The organism is Streptomyces sp. LaPpAH-108, from assembly GCF_000373625.1.
Lineage (GTDB): Bacteria > Actinomycetota > Actinomycetes > Streptomycetales > Streptomycetaceae > Streptomyces.
In genome coordinates this window covers 392295-409615 of sequence record NZ_KB891994.1, presented here as the reverse complement: position 1 = coordinate 409615, position 17321 = coordinate 392295, and the positions used below count along the sequence as shown (strand labels likewise).

Annotated in this window: 17 protein-coding genes; 3 read left to right on the top strand and 14 right to left on the bottom strand. The window is 72.4% G+C overall.

The annotated features are described in order from the left end of the window. The first annotated feature begins 155 nt into the window (after positions 1-155). Positions 156-467, top strand: a complete 312-nt coding sequence (locus tag B079_RS32225) for a hypothetical protein (RefSeq protein WP_018547139.1) — start codon at positions 156-158, stop codon at positions 465-467. 16 nt (positions 468-483) lie between these two features. Here B079_RS32225 and B079_RS0117495 read toward each other — a convergent pair whose 3' ends face one another. The 14 genes from B079_RS0117495 to B079_RS32220 all read right to left on the bottom strand — a co-directional run bounded on the left by B079_RS0117495 (position 484) and on the right by B079_RS32220 (position 13596). Beyond that, positions 484-1224 carry a sirohydrochlorin chelatase gene (locus B079_RS0117495; protein ID WP_018547138.1) on the bottom strand — a complete coding sequence of 247 codons (741 nt, stop codon included), beginning with the start codon at positions 1222-1224 and terminating at the stop codon, positions 484-486. Between the two features lie 6 nt (positions 1225-1230). Further along, entirely contained in the window at positions 1231-2130 is a 900-nt protein-coding gene (locus B079_RS0117490; protein ID WP_018547137.1) for an ABC transporter permease, read from the bottom strand. Further along, positions 2117-2896, bottom strand: coding sequence for an ABC transporter ATP-binding protein (locus B079_RS0117485; protein WP_018547136.1), 780 nt, complete (start codon positions 2894-2896; stop codon positions 2117-2119). The genes B079_RS0117490 and B079_RS0117485 overlap by 14 nt, the downstream gene beginning before the upstream one ends. 35 nt (positions 2897-2931) lie before the next feature. Further along, on the bottom strand, positions 2932-4044 hold the full coding sequence (locus B079_RS0117480) for an aliphatic sulfonate ABC transporter substrate-binding protein (protein WP_018547135.1): 1113 nt from the start codon (positions 4042-4044) through the stop codon (positions 2932-2934). A gap of 267 nt (positions 4045-4311) precedes the next feature. Further along, on the bottom strand, positions 4312-5646 hold the full coding sequence (locus tag B079_RS0117475) for a sulfate adenylyltransferase subunit 1 (RefSeq protein WP_018547134.1): 1335 nt from the start codon (positions 5644-5646) through the stop codon (positions 4312-4314). Between the two features lie 2 nt (positions 5647-5648). Further along, complete coding sequence (cysD, locus tag B079_RS0117470) at positions 5649-6593, bottom strand: sulfate adenylyltransferase subunit CysD (protein WP_018547133.1); 945 nt, start codon at positions 6591-6593, stop codon at positions 5649-5651. Continuing rightward, a complete protein-coding gene (cysC, locus tag B079_RS0117465; protein ID WP_078495981.1) occupies positions 6590-7156 on the bottom strand; it encodes an adenylyl-sulfate kinase in 567 nt (188 codons plus the stop codon). Before cysC ends, cysD begins: the two co-directional genes overlap by 4 nt. A gap of 11 nt (positions 7157-7167) precedes the next feature. After that, on the bottom strand, positions 7168-7878 hold the full coding sequence (locus B079_RS0117460; protein ID WP_018547131.1) for a phosphoadenylyl-sulfate reductase: 711 nt from the start codon (positions 7876-7878) through the stop codon (positions 7168-7170). Then, positions 7875-8057, bottom strand: coding sequence for a hypothetical protein (locus tag B079_RS0117455; protein ID WP_018547130.1), 183 nt, complete (start codon positions 8055-8057; stop codon positions 7875-7877). Before B079_RS0117455 ends, B079_RS0117460 begins: the two co-directional genes overlap by 4 nt. Beyond that, on the bottom strand, positions 8054-9751 hold the full coding sequence (locus B079_RS0117450; RefSeq protein ID WP_018547129.1) for a nitrite/sulfite reductase: 1698 nt from the start codon (positions 9749-9751) through the stop codon (positions 8054-8056). The genes B079_RS0117455 and B079_RS0117450 overlap by 4 nt, the downstream gene beginning before the upstream one ends. A 178-nt stretch (positions 9752-9929) precedes the next feature. After that, complete coding sequence (locus tag B079_RS36580; RefSeq protein WP_309486338.1) at positions 9930-10013, bottom strand: putative leader peptide; 84 nt, start codon at positions 10011-10013, stop codon at positions 9930-9932. Positions 10014-10131: 118 nt separating this feature from the next. Next, positions 10132-10707 (bottom strand): GNAT family N-acetyltransferase, encoded by a 576-nt coding sequence (locus B079_RS0117445; protein WP_018547128.1) that lies wholly within the window; start codon positions 10705-10707, stop codon positions 10132-10134. A 76-nt stretch (positions 10708-10783) separates the two neighbouring features. Further along, positions 10784-12118 (bottom strand): hypothetical protein, encoded by a 1335-nt coding sequence (locus B079_RS0117440; protein ID WP_026248797.1) that lies wholly within the window; start codon positions 12116-12118, stop codon positions 10784-10786. A gap of 158 nt (positions 12119-12276) precedes the next feature. After that, complete coding sequence (locus B079_RS32220) at positions 12277-13596, bottom strand: GAF domain-containing protein (RefSeq protein WP_018547126.1); 1320 nt, start codon at positions 13594-13596, stop codon at positions 12277-12279. Between the two features lie 521 nt (positions 13597-14117). On the opposite strand from B079_RS32220, the gene B079_RS0117430 reads away from it, so the two are divergent. Both B079_RS0117430 and B079_RS0117425 read left to right on the top strand, forming a co-directional pair. Then, on the top strand, positions 14118-15272 hold the full coding sequence (locus B079_RS0117430; protein ID WP_199779928.1) for a YihY/virulence factor BrkB family protein: 1155 nt from the start codon (positions 14118-14120) through the stop codon (positions 15270-15272). A gap of 195 nt (positions 15273-15467) precedes the next feature. After that, positions 15468-17042 carry a carboxylesterase/lipase family protein gene (locus tag B079_RS0117425; RefSeq protein ID WP_199779927.1) on the top strand — a complete coding sequence of 525 codons (1575 nt, stop codon included), beginning with the start codon at positions 15468-15470 and terminating at the stop codon, positions 17040-17042. Positions 17043-17321 lie beyond the last annotated feature (279 nt).

Here is a 17321-nt window from a genome sequence, read left to right as displayed (position 1 = left end):
CCGCTGGACACATGGCACAGGGTGACGGCCGACAGCGGTTTTCGGCCGGCCCCCTCGGCGTTTTCGGCCCCCCATCCCGTGGCCGGAACCCGCAGGGGCACCCGTCGTCTCGGTAACGTCGGCCTCCGGTCCCGGATCAGGAGTGAGGACAGGCCTTGAGCACGTACGACCAGCACGGCAACACGCCCGGCGGGTACGCATACGAGGCGGCGGCCCGGGGATGGCTCGAACTGGAGACCCTGATCGAGCTGGCCGCGGGCCTCACCGCCGCGCTGCACGCGGAGTATCCGGCGCTCGTCGGCTGGGGCGAGTCGATCCAGGCCGAGCTGGCGCTCTCGGCCGACGACGGGCTGCCGCCCAACCGGGGCCGTATCCGCTCCGCCCTGGAGGCGGTCAGCATCGGCGCCGGAGCGGGCACCGGCAGCCTCACCTACACCCAGCAGCTCATCAACGGGCTCAAGCTCTGACCCGGGGGCAGCCCGCTCAGACCCCCACCGGCACCGGGAGCGAGGCCGCCGCCCCGGCGTAGCGCTCCAGCAGCACACGCGCCACCTCCGGCGCCGGGCCCAGCACATCGGCCAGCACATCCGCCCCGGCCGCACCCCGCGCGATGCGGTCGGGGAGGAAGCCGGGGGCCAGTACGTACGGCGCGACGGCCACCCGCTCGCAGCCGAGCGCGCGCAGCTCGCGCACCGCGTCCTCGGTGCGCGGCAGGGCGGCGGAGGCGTACGCGGGCCGCACGGCCCGCCAGCCGGTGCGCCGCCACTGCCGCGCCATGCGCTCGATCACCGCGATCGCCTCCGGGTCCGAGGACCCTGCCGAGGCCAGCACGACCCCGGTGCGGGCCCGGTCGGCGTGCCGTACCCCCGCCTCGTACAGCCGGCGTTCCAGCGCCCCGACCAGCAGCGGCGACGGGCCCAGTACCTCGGCCTGGCGGACCCGCAGGCCATGAGGCGCCTCCCGCAGGACGGCCGGGATGTCGGCCTTCGCGTGGAAGGCGCGGGTCAGCAGCAGCGGCTGGGCCACCACGTCCCGCACCCCGCGCGCGGCCAGCGACTCCAGCACCTCGCTCACCGAGGGGGTGTTGAAGTCCAGGAAGCCCGTCTCCACGCGCAGCCCTGGCCGCAGCGACCGCACCCGCGCGACCAGCGCGTGCACGGTCGCCGCGTGCCGCGGATCGCGGCTGCCGTGGGCGACGACGAGGAGAACGGGCTTGTGGAACATGGGACTTCAGCTCTTCACCAGCAGGCCGCGGCTGCGCAGCACCCACCGCTCCAGCGGACTGAAGAGCAGCAGGTCGATCGCGATGCCGACGAACAGGATGAGCAGGATGGCCTCGAACACCATGGCCATGTCGAGGGCGTTGCGCCCGTTCTCCAGCAACTGGCCGAGGCCGACGCCGAGATCGGGGAACGACGCGATGATCTCCGCCGCCATGAGCGAGCGCCACGCGAACGCCCAGCCCTGCTTCATCCCGGCGACATAGCCGGGCAGGGCGGCGGGCAGCAGGACGTGCCAGACGCCGCGCAGGCCCGAGGCGCCCATGGTGCGGCCCGCCCGCAGGAACAGCGGGGGCACCTGGTCCACCCCGGACACCAGTCCGTTGGCGATGGAGGGGACCGCGCCGAGCAGGATCACGGCGTACATCATCGAGTTGTTCAGGCCCAGCCACATCACGGCGGGCGGCACCCAGGCCACCGAGGGCAGCGACTGGAGCCCGGACAGGATCGGCCCGATGGCCGCCCGCACGAACCCCACCCGCGCCACCAGCAGCCCCAGCGGGGTGCCGATGGCCAGGGCGAGGAGGAAGCCCAGCAGACCGCGCGAGACGCTGGTCCAGATGTAGCCGAGGAGCTTGCCCTCCAGCCAGTCGTGCTGGACGACGTGCCACACCGCCGACGGCGGGGGCAGCTTGGTCGGGTCGTCTACGACCTTGAAGGTCACCAGCGCCTGCCACACCACCAGGACCAGCAGCACCGCGGTGACGGGCGGCAGCACCTTGGTGGTCAGCGTCCGGCGCAGCGGCGGCCGGGCGGTGCCCGCCGTCTCCAGCGCGTCCAGGCCCGCCTCGACACCGCCGTCGGCGGTCTTCGTGGGCTCGGGCCCGGTCGTGGTCTCAGTGCCTGCCATGACGGCTGATCTCCCCCCGCAGTACGTCGGTGATCTCCAGGGACAGTTCCGCCACGGGGGCGTCCTCGATACGGCGCGGCTGCGGGATGTCCACCGTCCACTCGCGGGCGACCCGGCCCGGGCGGGAGGACAGCAGCACCACGCGCTGGGCGAGCCGTACCGCCTCGCGCACGTTGTGCGTCACGAACAGCACCGACAGGCCGGTCTCCGCCCAGATGCGGGTCAGCTCGTCGTGCAGCACGTCCCGGGTGATGGCGTCGAGCGCGGCGAACGGCTCGTCCATCAGCAGCAGGCCGCTCTCCTGCGCCAGCGCGCGGGCCAGGGCCACCCGCTGGCGCATACCGCCGGACAGCTCGTGCACCCGCTTGCCGTACGCGCCGTTCAGCCGGACCAGACCGAGCAGTTCCTCGGTCCGGGCGCGGCGGTCGGACTTCGGAACTCCCCGCAGTTTCAGGGCGAGTTCGATGTTCTTGCCCGCCGTCAGCCAGGGGAAGAGCGCGTGTTCCTGGAACATCAGGGCGGGGCGGCCGTCCGTCGCGATGGACCCGGTGGTGGGCCGGTCCAGGCCCGCCACCAGGTTCAGCAGCGTGGACTTGCCGCAGCCCGAGGCCCCCAGGAGGGTGACGAACTCACCCGGCGCGACATCGAGGCTGATGTCGTCGAGGACGGGCTGGGCTCCGCCCGGTCCCGCGAAGGACTTCGATACGTGATCGAGGCGGGCGGCGTACTCGGTCGCCGGTCCGGCCTTGGCGAGGGTGGTGGCCATGGTCGTCACCTCCTGGGAATCGTCGGGGTACCGGATCAGCTGGTGCCGAGACCGGCGGCGTCGACCTTGGGCTCGCCCTCGGCGCCCAGGACCTTGTTGAGGATCGTCAGGTCGTAGATCCCCTTGAGGGCGGGCTTCTCCAGCAGGCCCGCCTTGACCGCGTGGTCGGCCTCGGTGTTCAGGGTGGCCGCCAGCGGGTCGTCGGTGATCCGGATCGACTTCCAGGCCGGATCGAGGATGTCGGCGGGCAGCGCCTTGCCGGAGTCGGCCTCCAGCTGCTTGTTCGCCGCCGCCTTCGCCTCGTCCGGGTGGGCGTTGATCCACTTGTTGGTGCGCACCGAGGCCCGCAGGACCGCCTCGACGGCCTTCGGGTGGGCCTCGAGGAACTTCTGCGACACGATGATGTTGGTGATCACGAACTTCTTGTCCGGCCACAGGTCGGCCTCGTCGAGCAGCACCTTGCCGCCCTCCGCGACCAGCTTGGACGCGGTCGGCTCCGGCACCCAGGCGCCGTCGATCGAGCCGTTCTTGAAGGCGTCCGGGGTCACCTTGTTGTCGCTGCGGACCACGGTGACATCGCCCTTGCCGCTCTGCGCGTCGACCTTCCAGCCCTGCTCCGCCGCCCAGTTGAGGAACGCCACGTCCTGCGTGTTGCCCAGCTGGGGGGTGGCGATCTTCTTGCCCTTGACGTCCTTGAGGGACTTCACCTTCTTGGGGTTCACGACCAGCTTGACCCCGCCGGAAGCCGAACCGCCGATGATCTTCAGGGACTTGCCGCCGGACTTGGTCCAGCCGTTGATCGCCGGGGACGGGCCGATCCAGCCGATGTCGATGGAGCCGGAGTTGAGCGCCTCGATCTCCGAGGGGCCCGCGTTGAAGGTGGCGTACTGGGCCTTGGTGGCGCCCAGTTCCTTCTGGAAGACGCCCCGGTCCCGGCCCACCAGGGCGGTGGCGTGGGTCAGGTTGCCGAAGTAGCCGATCTTCACGGTGTCGAGTCCGTCGATCTTCTTCGCCCCGGCGGCGACCTTCTGGGCGGAGTCGTCCTTGGCGGCCTCGGAGCCGTAACCGCAGGCGGCGAGGGCCAGCAGGGGGAGTATGGCGAGCGCGGGGAGGCCCCGGCGGGGGAGCGGTACGCGAGTGGCAGGCACGGGAGGTCGTTCCTCTCGTCGGCCCGGCGGTCACGGAACTTTCAGACCGTGGCCGGGAGTTCGGCAAATGGTTTTCGTCTGTGCCGGGACGGATCCGGGTGGGGGGTCAGGGCGCGCGAGCGGTGCGCGTACGTCATCGCACACATCGCGCGACCCCGCCCTGCCCGCTGCCGAGGTTGCCTCCCCCACGCTTCGCGCGGGGGTACCCCCAGCCGACACGGCCGCCCTCCTTCGCGAACGTCGAATAGAAGTCGGGGGAGTTCATGGTCAGAAGTCCCAACCCTCGTCCTCGGCCGGGTCCTTGACGGGCTCCGGGGACGCGAACGACTCGCCGACCATCCCCGCGGTCAGCGTGGTGCCGTCGCTCGGGTCGATCAGGATGAAGGAGCCGGTGCGGCGCGAGTCGGCGTAGGAGTCCACCGGCAGCGGCTCGGCCGTGCGGACCGTGACCCGGCCGATGTCGTTGGCCACCAGCTGCCCCGGGTGCGGGTGCAGCGAGAGGTCGGCCAGGGTGAGCCGGGACGGGATGTCCTTCACGATCGCCTTGACCGTACGGGTGCCGTGCTTGAGCAGCACCCGGTGCCCGACCGTCAGCGGCTGGTCCGCGACATGGCACACCGTCGCCTCCACGTCCCGTGTGACCTCGGGCGCGTCCTTGGCCGGGACGATCAGATCGCCGCGTGAGACGTCGATGTCGTCCTCCAGGAGCACGGTCACCGACTGCGTCGTCCACGCCACGTCCACCGGCGCCCCGAGCAGATCGATCCCGGCGATGCGGGTCGTGCGCCCGGACGGCAGCACCGCGACCTCGTCGCCCACCCGGAAGGTGCCCGCCGCGATCTGGCCCGCGTAGCCCCGGTAGTCGGGGTGCTCGGCGGTCTGCGGGCGGATCACGTACTGCACCGGGAGCCGGGCGTGGCAGTGCGCCAGATCGTGGCTGACCGGCACCGTCTCCAGGTGCTCCAGGACGGTCGGGCCGCCGTACCAGTCCATGCGGGCCGACGGGTCCACCACGTTGTCCCCGGCCAGCGCCGAGATCGGGATCGCGGTCACCTCGGGCACGCCCAGCTCGGTCGCGTACGCCGTGAACTCCTCGGCGATCTTCGCGAAGACCGGCTCCGCGTAGTCCACCAGGTCCATCTTGTTCACGGCCAGCACCACATGGGGCACCCGCAGCAGCGCGGCGATGGCGGCGTGGCGGCGGGTCTGCTCGACCACGCCGTTGCGCGCGTCGACCAGGACCACGGTCAGCTCGGCCGTGGAGGCGCCGGTCACCATGTTGCGGGTGTACTCCACATGGCCCGGCGTGTCGGCCAGGATGAACCGGCGGCGCGGGGTGGCGAAGTAGCGGTAGGCCACGTCGATGGTGATGCCCTGCTCCCGCTCGGCGCGCAGTCCGTCGGTGAGCAGCGCCAGGTCGGGCGCCTCCTGGCCCCGGCTCACCGACACCCGCTGCACGGCCTCCAGCTGGTCGGCGAGCACCGACTTGGAGTCGTGCAGCAGCCGTCCGACGAGCGTGGACTTGCCGTCGTCCACGGAGCCCGCGGTGGCGAAGCGCAGCAGGGTGGTGGCCGAGAGCGCCTCGGTCGTGATCGTGCTCATGGCTAGAAGTACCCCTCCCGCTTGCGGTCTTCCATCGCGGCCTCGGAGAGCCGGTCGTCGGCGCGGGTCGCGCCGCGCTCGGTCAGCCGGGAGGCGGCGATCTCCGCGATCACCGCGTCCAGCGTGGCCGCATCCGAGTCCACCGCGCCCGTGCAGGACATGTCCCCGACCGTCCGGTAGCGGATCAGGCGCCGCTCCACGGACTCGTCGTCCCCCGGACCGCCCCAGTCGCCCGCCGTCAGCCACATGCCGTCGCGCCGGAACACCTCGCGCTCGTGCGCGAAGTAGATCTCCGGCAGCACGATCTCCTCGCGGGCGATGTACTGCCACACGTCCAGCTCGGTCCAGTTGGACAGCGGGAAGACCCGGACGTGCTCGCCCGGCGCGTGCCGGCCGTTGTACAGGTTCCACAGCTCGGGGCGCTGGCGGCGCGGGTTCCACTGCGAGAACTCGTCCCGCAGCGAGAACACCCGCTCCTTGGCGCGGGCCTTCTCCTCGTCCCGGCGCCCGCCGCCGAAGACCGCGTCGAACTTCTCGCTGCGGATCTTCTCCGTCAGCGGCAGCGTCTGGAGCGGATTACGGGTGCCGTCGGGACGTTCCTTGAGCACACCCCGGTCGATGTAGTCCTGTACGGAGGCCACATGGAGCCGCAGCCCATGTGCGGCCACCACACGGTCCCGGTACTCCAGCACCTCGGGGAAGTTGTGTCCCGTGTCCACATGGAGCAGCGTGAAGGGCACCGCGGCCGGGGCGAACGCCTTCAGCGCGAGATGCAGCATGACGATCGAGTCCTTGCCCCCGGAGAACAGGATCACCGGGTTCTCGAACTCGCCCGCCACCTCGCGGAAGATGTGCACCGCCTCGGACTCCAGCGCGTCCAGGTGCGAGAGGGCGTACGGGCTGTCCGTGCCCTCGTCGCCGCCCGTGACCTTGGCGACGGTCGTCATGCCAGTCCCCTCTCGCCGAGCAGCGCGCGCACCGTGGCCGCGGACTCCGCCACGCTCCGGCCCTCGGTCTCGATCCGCAGGTCCGGTGTCTCCGGTGCCTCGTACGGGTCGTCCACCCCGGTCAGCCCGGTCAGCTCCCCGGCGGCCTGCCGGGCGTACAGCCCCTTCACGTCCCGCTCGCCGCACACCTCGACCGGGGTCGCCACATGCACCTCCAGATAGGGCGTGCCGCTCGCCGCGTGCCGCTTGCGCACCGCCTCCCGGCTGTCCGTGTAGGGCGCGATCACCGGCACCAGCACCAGGACGCCGTTGCGGGCGAGCAGTTCGGCGACGAAGCCGATGCGCTGGACGTTGGTGTGCCGGTCCTCGCGGCTGAAGCCCAGCCCGGCGGAGATGAACTCGCGGATCTCGTCGCCGTCGAGCACCTCCACGCGGTGTCCCTGGGCGCGCAGTTCTCCGGCCAGTTCGGTGGCGATGGTGGTCTTGCCCGCGCTCGGCAGACCGGTGAGCCAGACGGTGGCTCCGCTCGTCACGTGTCGCTCCTGAGTCGGTTCGGTCGTCATCCGTGCGGCCGTCATCCGTGCAGTCCGCACTCGGTCTTGGCCCGCCCGGCCCAGCGTCCGGCGCGCGCGTCCTCGCCCTCGAGCACCCGGCGGGTGCAGGGGGCGCAGCCGACGGAGGCGTAGCCGTCCATCAGCAACGGGTTGGTCAGGACGCCGTGTTGGGTGACATAGGTGTCCACGTCGTCCTGGGTCCAGCGGGCGATGGGGGAGACCTTGACCTTGCCGCGCCGCGCGTCCCAGCCGACGACCGGGGTGTTCGCCCGGGTCGGGGACTCGTCCCTGCGCAGTCCGGTCGCCCATGCCTGATAACCCGTCAACCCGGCCTCCAGCGGCTTGGCTTTACGCAGTGCGCAGCACAGGTCGGGGTCGCGGTCGTGCAGCTTCGGGCCGTGCTCGGCGTCCTGTTCGGCCACCGTCCGGGCGGGCGTCAGCGTGATGACGTTGACGTCCATCACGGCGGCCACGGCGTCCCGGGTGCCGATGGTCTCCGGGAAGTGGTAGCCGGTGTCCAGGAACACCACGTCCACGCCCGGCCGTACCCGCGAGGCGAGGTGGGCGACCACCGCGTCCTCCATGGAGGAGGTGACACAGAACCGCTCGCCGAAGGTGTCCACCGCCCAGCGCAGGATCTCCGGCGCGGACGCCTCCTCCAGCTCCCGGCCGGCCTGTTCGGCCAGCCGTTTCAACTCCTCGTCGGTGCGCTCCGCCTGAGTGGCCGTCATATCGGTCCGTCCCCTCCGTCGTCGGCTCGCCGCAGTCCCCGGGCGAGCAGCCCGAGGAACTTCAGCTGGAAGGCCCGGTTGCAGGCCCCGCATTCCCAGGCCCCGTGTCCTTCCTCGCTGGGGCGCAGGTCCTCGTCTCCGCAGTAGGGGCAGTAGAAGGGCGCGGCACGCTCGCTCACGACAGTGCCTCCTCGGAGGCCCGCGACGCCCAGACGGCGAACCGCTCGCCGTCCTCGCGCTCGGCCTGGTAGCGCTTGAGCACCCGCTCCACGTAGTCCGGCAGCTCCTGCGAAGTGACCTTCAGACCACGGACCTTGCGGCCGAAGCCCGCCTCCAGGCCGAGCGCGCCGCCCAGGTGCACCTGGAAGCCCTCCACCTGGTTGCCGTCGTCGTCGAGCACCAACTGGCCCTTGAGACCGATGTCCGCGACCTGGATACGGGCGCAGGCGTTCGGGCAGCCGTTGATGTTGATGGTGATCGGCTCGTCGAACTCCGGGAGACGGCGCTCCAGTTCGTCGATCAGCGAGATGCCGCGCGCCTTGGTCTCCACGATGGCGAGCTTGCAGAACTCGATACCGGTGCAGGCCATCGTGCCCCGCCGGAACGGCGAGGGACCGACCTTCAGATCCAGCGCCTCGAGTCCCGCCACCAGCGACTCGACCCGGTCGGCCTCGACGTCGAGCACGATCATCTTCTGCTCGACGGTGGTACGCACCCGGCCCGAGCCGTGCTCCTCCGCGAGACCGGCGATCTTGGCGAGCGTCGCGCCGTCCACCCGGCCGACCCGGGGCGCGAACCCGACGTAGAACAGGCCGTCCTGCTGCCGGTGCACGCCCACATGGTCCCGCCAGCGCTCCACCGGCTGGTCGGGCGCGGGGCCGTCGAGCAGGGGACGCTTCAGGTACTCGTCCTCCAGCACCCGCCGGAACTTCTCCGCGCCCCAGTCCGCCACCAGGAACTTCAGCCGGGCACGGTTGCGCAGCCTGCGGTAGCCGTAGTCGCGGAAGATCGAGATGACGCCCTCGTACACGTCGGGCACCTCGGCCAGCGGCACCCAGGCACCCAGCCGGACGCCGATCTTGGGGTTGGTCGAAAGACCGCCGCCCACCCACAGGTCGAAGCCGGGGCCGTGCTCGGGGTGGACGACGCCCACGAACGCGATGTCGTTGATCTCGTGCGCCACGTCCAGCAGCGGCGAGCCCGAGACCGCGGACTTGAACTTGCGCGGGAGGTTGGAGAAGTCCTTGTTGCCGATGATCCGGCGGTGGATCTCGTCGATCGCCGGGGTGCCGTCGATGATCTCGTCCTCGGCGATGCCCGCGACCGGCGAGCCGAGGATCACACGCGGCACGTCACCGCACGCCTCGGTCGTGGACAGCCCGACCGCTTCGAGGCGGTTCCAGATCTCGGGCACGTCCTCGATGCGGATCCAGTGCAGCTGGATGTTCTGCCGGTCGGTGATGTCGGCCGTGCCGCGCGCGAACTCCTCGGAGACCTCGCCGATCACGCGCAGCTGCTCGGTGGTGAGACGGCCGCCGTCGATCCGCACCCGCAGCATGAAGTACTTGTCGTCCAGCTCCTCCGGCTCCAGCACCGCCGTCTTGCCGCCGTCGATGCCCGGCTTGCGCTGGGTGTACAGGCCCCACCAGCGCATCCGGCCGCGCAGATCGTTCGGGTCGATGGAGTCGAAGCCGCGCCGGGAGTAGATCGTCTCAATGCGTGTCCGCACATTGAGACCGTCGTCGTCCTTCTTCAGCTGTTCGTTGCCGTTGAGCGGGGTGTGGTGTCCCATCGCCCACTGGCCCTCGCCGCGGTGGCGGCTTGCCTTGCGGCGGGGCGCGGAGGCAGCGGGGGGCTGGGGGGTGGCGGCCATGGTTCTTGAGTCCTTACGGGACAGCATCGGACAGGGGCCGGCGCGCAGCGCCGTCGTTGAGGGGTGGCGGTCGGGCGACGGGCGGGAGGCTCAGCCTGCGCACGTGCGCGCGCACGTGGGCAATTCACGTGCGCGGCGATGCGCGAAAAGCGAAAAGAGAATCGGCAGGGCTGGTGTGTCAGCTCGCCGGACAGATGGCGCTGGACATGCGGCCGAGATCGACGTGCCGTCGACTCACCAGGGCGATTCCAGTTCCAGACATGACGGCAGCGTTGCACGCGGATCTCCGGGCAGTCCACCATTGTCCGGATTCTGGACGCATCCATTCTGCATGGCGAGACGGACGGGGAGCCTCCGCCCGGTCCGTCCCGCCACGGGGTTCACTCCGCGAACGCGCCGGGCCACGGACCGGGCGCCGCCACCGCGGGCCGGGGCTCGACCTCGGTCTTGAACAGCGTGAACCCGCGCCGCTCGTAGTTGGCCCGGGCGAACTCGCCGTCCCAGCTGCACGTGTGCAGCCACACGCGCTTGGTCGGCGGCAGCTCCGCCCACCGCGTCGCCAGATCCCAGGCGCGCGCCGTGCCGTACGACAGCAGATGGCCGCCGATGCCGCGTCCCCGGAAAGCGGGCAGCAGCCCGAAGTAGGCGATCTCCACCACGCCGTCACCCATGGCGTCCAGCTCCACATATCCGGCCGGAGTGCCGTGTTCGTACGCCACCCATGTCTCCACCCCGGGCCGCTCCAGATACTCCCGCCAGCGGGCATGGCTCCAGCCGAGCCGGTCGGTCCAGCGGATGTCGCCGCCCACCGACGCGTACAGGAAGCGGCTGAACTCCGGGGAGGGCGCCTCGGCGCGCACGATCCGCACCGCGTCGCCTTCCGGCGCGGCGGCCGGCAGGAGGTCGGTGGGGGAGTTCTGCTCCAGGGACCAGGTGGTGACAGGGACGCTGCTCATGAGGGCCAGGGAATCATCGGGCGCGTCGGAATGTCGATCCCTTTCGTCACGTCCGTCCCCGTCCTCGTCCCCGGAGTCAGTCCAGCGACTCCTCGAGGCGCGCCAGCGGCACCGCGAACAGCATCCGCTCCGAGAGCGACCACACCTCGCCGGTCTCCTGCCAGTACGACAGCGAGCCCGCCGAGTCCGTCCAGCAGTGGTGGGAGGAGTCCGAGCCACAGCGGGCCGCCGCCGCGCCACGGATGTCCTGACGCCAGAGACCGCCCCGGCTGTCCGCCGCCTTCGACTGTGTCCCTATGTACCAGGACGACACATCCGTGCCCGGACGGTGGTAGGAGAGCACACCCCGGATGTCGCGCGCCCGGGTCCGGTACACCTCGACCGCGTCGGCGCGGCCGGTGGAGTCGGTGGCGAGCAGACCGCCGCGCGCGGGCGCGTTGCTGAACGCGTACCGCCACAGCCGGGTCCGGCGCTCGCCGCCCGCCGAGGTCCGCTCCCCGGCCACCAGGCTGTCGGGCGAGGTCCCCCGGTCCAGCGAGAGCGGGCCGGGACAGGGCGGCCCCGAGGCACCGCAGCGCCCGTCGTGGAAGCGGTACGAGCCGATGGCGGGCATCACATAGCGGTAGCCGCCCGCCGACCAGCCGTGCGGCACCCGGCCGATCGCGGGCGCGTCCACGGTGGTGCGCTGGATACGGTCGAGGTCGTAGACGTAGAGCGCCTCGGCGCCCGTGCGGCCCGCGCTGACCAGCAGTTTGTCGTCGTACCAGACCATCCCCGAGATCCGGGAGTCCAGCCCCCGGTAGTCACGGCCGCCGTCCTCGGGCACCACGAGCAGCACCCAGCGGTAGACCGGCCGGGCCGGGTCGTCGAAGTCGACGAAGGCGACCCGGGCGAGACCGCGCTCGGCGCCGGGCCCCCGGGTGGTGCTGTGGCTCCAGCCGGTGAGGACCACCCGGTGGGTGCCCCAGACGCCGTCCTCGTCCGCGTCCCCGGAGGTGGTCACCGAGGCGGGACGCCAGGCGGTGTCGGCGGCGTCGGCACGGTCCCAGCAGTACGAGCGGGTGGCGGTGGGAGTGAGCGGCAGGGTGCCGCGCTCCTCGGAGTCGCAGGCGGACCCCACACGCATCGTGCGGTCGGCGCCGCGCAGCACCGTGTCCACCCCGACCGGGCGCCCCATGGACCCGGCGAGCCGGTCGAGCGTACGCGCGGGCACCAGGTTCTCCTGGAGCCGCAGCGGGGCGGTGTCCGCCTGCGCGGTGAGCGGTTTGAGCGAGCCCGGGTTGCCGGTGACCGTGGCCTGCGAGGCGCTGATCAGCGTGGCCGCGGCGGTGAGGGCGAGGCCGGTCCCGGTCAGGACCGCGCGCAGGGCCATGCCCCGTCTGCGCCTGCGGTGTCTGCCGCGATGCTTCATGTCTCCTCCCGAGGCGGTCCAACTGCGCCCGGCGATCGTTGCGTTGATCGCGAGGCCGTTGGGCGGACCCGTCAGGGATGCTACGGCAGCGAGCGGCGCTCCGGGGGGAGGACCCCGCAAATACTGGGGAAGACGCCCGCGTTCGGGGGGCGTTCACCCTACTCTGTTCGGACCGGGTGTTCGCACTCGGTGCCGGGGGACGCCCCGGCCGAGGCCCGCGCCGGAGTGCGCAGCCGCGCCAGCGCCGGTGCGGTCGAGTGGGGCAGCAGCTCCGACGGCTCCTCGGGCAGCAGCACCTCCACGTCCGCGTCCTCCCGGAACCGGTAGGGCCGGTCCAGCAACAGCGCGCCCAGATAACGCCGTACGCGCGACATCTCCGCCCGCACCGTCACCGTCCGGGACGCGTCGCCGAACAGGTCCTCCGCGAGACCGGCCGCGCTGCGCCCCGCGCGGTGTTCGGCGAGAAGCAGCAGCAACTCGGCGTGCCGGGCGCTCAGTTCCCGCGACCAGGGACCGGCAGCCCCGGACACCGTCAGCGTGCGGCGGTCGGCCCGTGACAGGTCCAGCGTCATCCGCACCGCGGCCCCCGTCTCGTCCGCCGCCCGCACCAACCAGCCCCCGGCCAGCGGCTCCACCGCGCACGAACCCAGCGCGGCCAGCCAGCGGCGGCCCGGCGACAGGGAGTTGGGCAGCGGGAGACGGCGGACGTACGGCATGCCGGTCACCGCCGCCGTCCAGCCGTCCCGGTCCACCAACAGGGCCCGCCCCTCCAGCCGGGCCAGCACCGGCGCCCCGACCGTGCGCAGCCGCTCCAGCGAGGTCAGATGCAGCTCGCGCAGCCGGGCCTCGGCGAGTTTGGCCACCGAGTCCACCCAGGCGAGGGTCGCCGGGTGCATCGTCTCCAGCGGGCCGCTCACGTCCACCACACCGAGCAGCCGGCCGTCCCGGGGGTCGGTGATCGGGGCGCCCGAACAGGTCCAGGAGGCGTGCGAGCGGACGAAGTGCTCGGCGGCGAAGACCTGCACCGGGCGCCGTACGACCGCCGGGGTGCCCACGCCGTTGGTGCCGACCGCGCCCTCGCGCCAGTCGGCCCCCACCTCGAAGCCGAGCACGTCGGCCTTGCGCAGCACCGCCGGGGCACCCTCGCGCCACAGCACGCGGCCCTCGGCGTCGGCGACGACCATGATGTGCCGGGCCACGTCCGCGACCGACGACAGCAGACCCTCGCGCAGCACCGGCAGCACGTGCCGCAGTGGCGACTCCCGCCGTCTGCGCCCCACCTCCTCGGCGGACAGCAACCGCGCGCCACGGGCCTGTTCGGGGTCCACGCCGCTGCGCAGCACCCGCGCCCAGGACTGCTCGATCACCGGCCGGGGCGCGATCCGCGCCCGCTTCCCGGCGAGTCGGGCCTCGCGCACCTCGTTCAGCACCCGCGCCGCCTGTGCCGCGTCCACGGCGGCCAGTCGCGCCATGTTCATAGGCGGGTCCACCACTTGCGCCTCCCGGAAGATAGGCGTCCAACACATGTGTCGAGCCAACCCGGCGGCGGCTTCCGGGACAGCGGTTCCCCATACTGCCGTCGAGTGGGGTCCGGGCACACCGCTCCGCGCACTCTCGGCAACAAGTTGCAACCCCCTGCAACCCTGGTGAACGGCACGAAGCGCACCGACACTTGAGCCCTGCGCCGCCCTCGGGCGGTGCGCGCGCCCTCCAAGGGGCCCGAGGGGCGGGGGTGGTGCCGTGTCGGCGCAGCACCACCCCCGCGACCCGGAGAACGGCCCTGGAGACGCGACCAGGCGCCCCCGAGACGCGGCGACTCCGAGACCCCGCGCCCCCGCGGACGGCCGCCCGGCGCGCGGACACCGGCGCCGCCCGGCGCCACCCGGCGCGTGCGGACCCGTCGTGCGCGCCCTGGCCCATGCGCGCTCATCGGCCTCGCGGCACAGGCGTTCCGCCCCGCGAGGTGAGGGCCGCGCGCCGCGCCGGATACCGTTAGGACGTGCAGTCAGCAAGTGAAACCCCCGAACGGCTCCGGGGCCGCCTCCACCGGGCCAGAGCTCTTTACCGGAACGTCTCCAAGCGGAGGACCGCCTGGCTGCTGCTGACGGACACCGTCAATTCCTGCATGGAGTACCGCATCCTGGGCCTCGCGGCCGAGGCGGCCTTCTTCACGCTGCTGTCCGTGCCGCCCCTGCTGCTCAGCCTCATCGGCCTCCTCGGCTACGTCGACGACTGGACCGGCGCCGACACCATCCACAGCCTGGAGACCAACCTCCTGGAGGCCTCGCGCACCGTCCTGTCGAACAAGGGCGTCAAGGAGATCGCCGAGCCGATCCTCGACGACGTGATGAAGGGCGGCAGACCCGACGTCATCTCCATCGGCTTCCTGTTCGCCCTGTGGTCCGGCTCCCGCGCGGTGAACGTCTTCATCGACACCATCACCGTGATGTACGGGCTCGACGGCGTCCGGGGCATCGTCAAGACCCGCATCATGGCCTTCCTGCTGTTCATCGTGGCCCTGCTGATCGGCTCGGTGGCGCTGCCGCTGATGGTGGCCGGTCCTGACGCGGTGGTCGGGGTGCTGCCCTGGTCGGCGACGGTCGTCAAGGTGCTCTACTGGCCCGTGGTCATCGTCCTGTCCATCGTCTTCCTGACCACGCTCTACCACGTCTCCGTCCCGGTCCGCTCCCCATGGATCGAGGACGTGCCCGGCGCCCTGGTCGCGCTCGCCATGTGGGTCCTGGGCAGCCTTCTGCTGCGGGTGTATCTCACCCACACCATCGAGGGCGCCACCATCTACGGCTCCCTGGCCGCCGCCGTCGCCGTGCTGCTGTGGATCGGTGTGTCCGCGTTCGCCGTGCTCGTGGGCGCGGCGGTGAACGCCGCCATCGACCGGGTCTGGCCCGCCGCCGCCACGGCCGCCGCCCGCGAGGCCAACGAACGCCAGCGCGAGGTCCAGATCGCCGAGTACGTGGCCCGGGCCGCCGCGGCCCGCGAGAGCGACCCGGACGACCCCGACATGCCCTCCGAGTTCCCCGAACGCTGGTCCCGCTTCCTGCCGCCCGAGGACATCACCGGACGGCTGCGCACCCACGCCAGGAACACCCACCATGCGCCCAAGGGCGGCACGGACCGGGGGCACCCGGAGCGGTGAGCGGGGGCGCGGGCCCCGTGTGACCTGCGCGGGCCGTCCCGGCGTACGGAGGGGTGTTGCACGGGTCCGTGCAAGGGAATACACCAGCCCTGTGCGGCGCTCTGACATGTGGTGCTCTGCTATGTGGTGCCATGAGCGATCGCCACACGCTCTGTGTGTGATCGACACATGTGCGCGGCGAAGGGCTGGTGGGCGATGACCGCAGACCGGACGGACCCGGTGGTCCGCACGCTTCAGGGGGCCGTACACGGACGGTACGAGCAGGACGTCGCCGTGTTCCGGGGCATCCCGTACGCCGCGCCGCCCTTCGGCACCCGGCGGTTCCTGCCGCCCGAGCCGCACGAGCCCTGGGACGGGGTGCGCGACGCCGGGGACTACGGCCCGACCGCGCCGCAGGTGCCGTACTCCGAGGCGTTCTCCGGCTACCTCTCCGACCCGGTGATCCCCGGCGACGCATGCCTCAACCTCAACGTCTGGACCCCCGAGCCCGGCCCCGGCGCCCGGCTCCCTGTCCTGGTCTGGCTGCACGGCGGCGCGCTGACCAGGGGATCCTCGGCCGTGCCGGTGTACGGCGGCGGAGCCTTCGCCCGTGACGGGGTCGTCCTCGTCTCGGTCAACTACCGGCTCGGCATCGAGGGCTACGGCCTGTTCCCGGACGCGCCCGCCAACCCCGGCCTGCGCGACCAGCTCGCCGCCCTGCGCTGGGTCCACGAGAACATCGCGGCCTTCGGCGGCGACCCCGCGAACGTGACCCTGGCCGGTCAGTCGGCCGGTGCCATCAGCGTCGGCGTCCTGCTCACCGTCCCCGAGACGCGGGGGCTGGTGCGGCGGGCCGTCCTGCAGAGCGGCGCGCCGGAGGTCTCCGAGCGCGACAAGGTACGGCGGATGGTGCGCCGTATGGCCGCCCGGCTGAAGGTCCCGGCCACGGCCGCCGCCTTCGCCGCCGTCGACCGCGACCTGCTGCTGCGCGCCCAGGCCGAGGTGGGGCGGCTGAGCAGCCCCGTGCTCGGCGGGCCCGCTTTCGGCATCGTCCCGGACGGCGACCTCGTCCCCGCCGACCCGCTCCAGGCGCTGGTCGACGGCACGGCGGCACCCGGTGTGGAACTGCTGATGGGCTGGACCCGGGACGAGTACCGGCTGTGGCTGGTCCCCGGCGGGCTCGTCGAACGCGTCGACCGGCTCGGCGCCGTCGCACTGGCCGGGGCCATGGCCCGGTGCCGGGTCGGCTACGAGGTACCGCGCGGCTACCGCGCCCTGCACCCGGAGGCGGGGGCCGCCGAGATCGTCGGCCAGATGGTCACCGACCACATGGTGCGCGTGCCGCTGCACCGCATCGCCGACGCCCGCCCCGGCGCCGCGCACCTCTACGAGTTCGCCTGGCAGTCCCACCGCCCCGGCCTCGGCGCCTGCCACGCCCTGGAGCTGGGCTTCGTCTTCGACACCGGCGAGGTGCCGGAGTCGGTCAAGCTCGCCGGGCACGGCGCCCCGCAGCACCTGGCCGACACCATGCACGCCGCCTGGGTCCGCTTCGCCGCCACCGGCGACCCCGGCTGGCCCGCGTGGGACGCCACCCACCCCGTAAGGGTCTTCGACGACGGCGACGGCCCCGGCCTCACCCACGGCCCCCACGACCCCGAGATCGCCCTCTGGGCCACGGCCCCACCCCTACGGGAACCCACCCCCACGACGTCCATCGTCCGCATTCCCAGGGCCGACCTGTCCTCGGCGGTACGCCGGTTGCGGCGGGTGTCGGTGGGCCGACGGCACTGAGGGGTCGGAGGCGCGGCCGTCCGGTGCGGCAGTCGCCGTCCATCGCCGCGCGGCATCGACACCCGGCGTGGGAGTCGCCGCGCGGCACCCGGGGCGCCGGTCGGGGCGGACGCGCGGACGCGGCAGCCGTCCGGCTCGCGGCCCCGTGGCCGCCGTTCGGCCCGACCGCCCTCCGCCCGGCACAGGCCGAACCGACCGACGAGGCCCGGCCCACCGGCCCTGGACCCGCCGACCGTATCGTCAGATGCCGCCCCTGCGCAGCGGGATTCCGCCACCCGG

Coding starts and splice junctions, on each gene's coding strand:
- B079_RS0117495 (WP_018547138.1), bottom strand. CDS start 1,224: ATGTTCCACAAGCCCGTTCTCCTCGTCGTCGCCCACGGCAGCCGCGAT.
- B079_RS0117490 (WP_018547137.1), bottom strand. CDS start 2,130: ATGGCAGGCACTGAGACCACGACCGGGCCCGAGCCCACGAAGACCGCC.
- B079_RS0117485 (WP_018547136.1), bottom strand. CDS start 2,896: ATGGCCACCACCCTCGCCAAGGCCGGACCGGCGACCGAGTACGCCGCC.
- B079_RS0117475 (WP_018547134.1), bottom strand. CDS start 5,646: ATGAGCACGATCACGACCGAGGCGCTCTCGGCCACCACCCTGCTGCGC.
- cysD (WP_018547133.1), bottom strand. CDS start 6,593: ATGACGACCGTCGCCAAGGTCACGGGCGGCGACGAGGGCACGGACAGC.
- cysC (WP_078495981.1), bottom strand. CDS start 7,156: ATGACGACCGAACCGACTCAGGAGCGACACGTGACGAGCGGAGCCACC.
- B079_RS0117460 (WP_018547131.1), bottom strand. CDS start 7,878: ATGACGGCCACTCAGGCGGAGCGCACCGACGAGGAGTTGAAACGGCTG.
- B079_RS0117450 (WP_018547129.1), bottom strand. CDS start 9,751: ATGGCCGCCACCCCCCAGCCCCCCGCTGCCTCCGCGCCCCGCCGCAAG.
- B079_RS36580 (WP_309486338.1), bottom strand. CDS start 10,013: ATGTCTGGAACTGGAATCGCCCTGGTGAGTCGACGGCACGTCGATCTC.
- B079_RS0117445 (WP_018547128.1), bottom strand. CDS start 10,707: ATGAGCAGCGTCCCTGTCACCACCTGGTCCCTGGAGCAGAACTCCCCC.
- B079_RS0117440 (WP_026248797.1), bottom strand. CDS start 12,118: ATGAAGCATCGCGGCAGACACCGCAGGCGCAGACGGGGCATGGCCCTG.
- B079_RS32220 (WP_018547126.1), bottom strand. CDS start 13,596: ATGAACATGGCGCGACTGGCCGCCGTGGACGCGGCACAGGCGGCGCGG.
- B079_RS0117425 (WP_199779927.1), top strand. CDS start 15,468: ATGACCGCAGACCGGACGGACCCGGTGGTCCGCACGCTTCAGGGGGCC.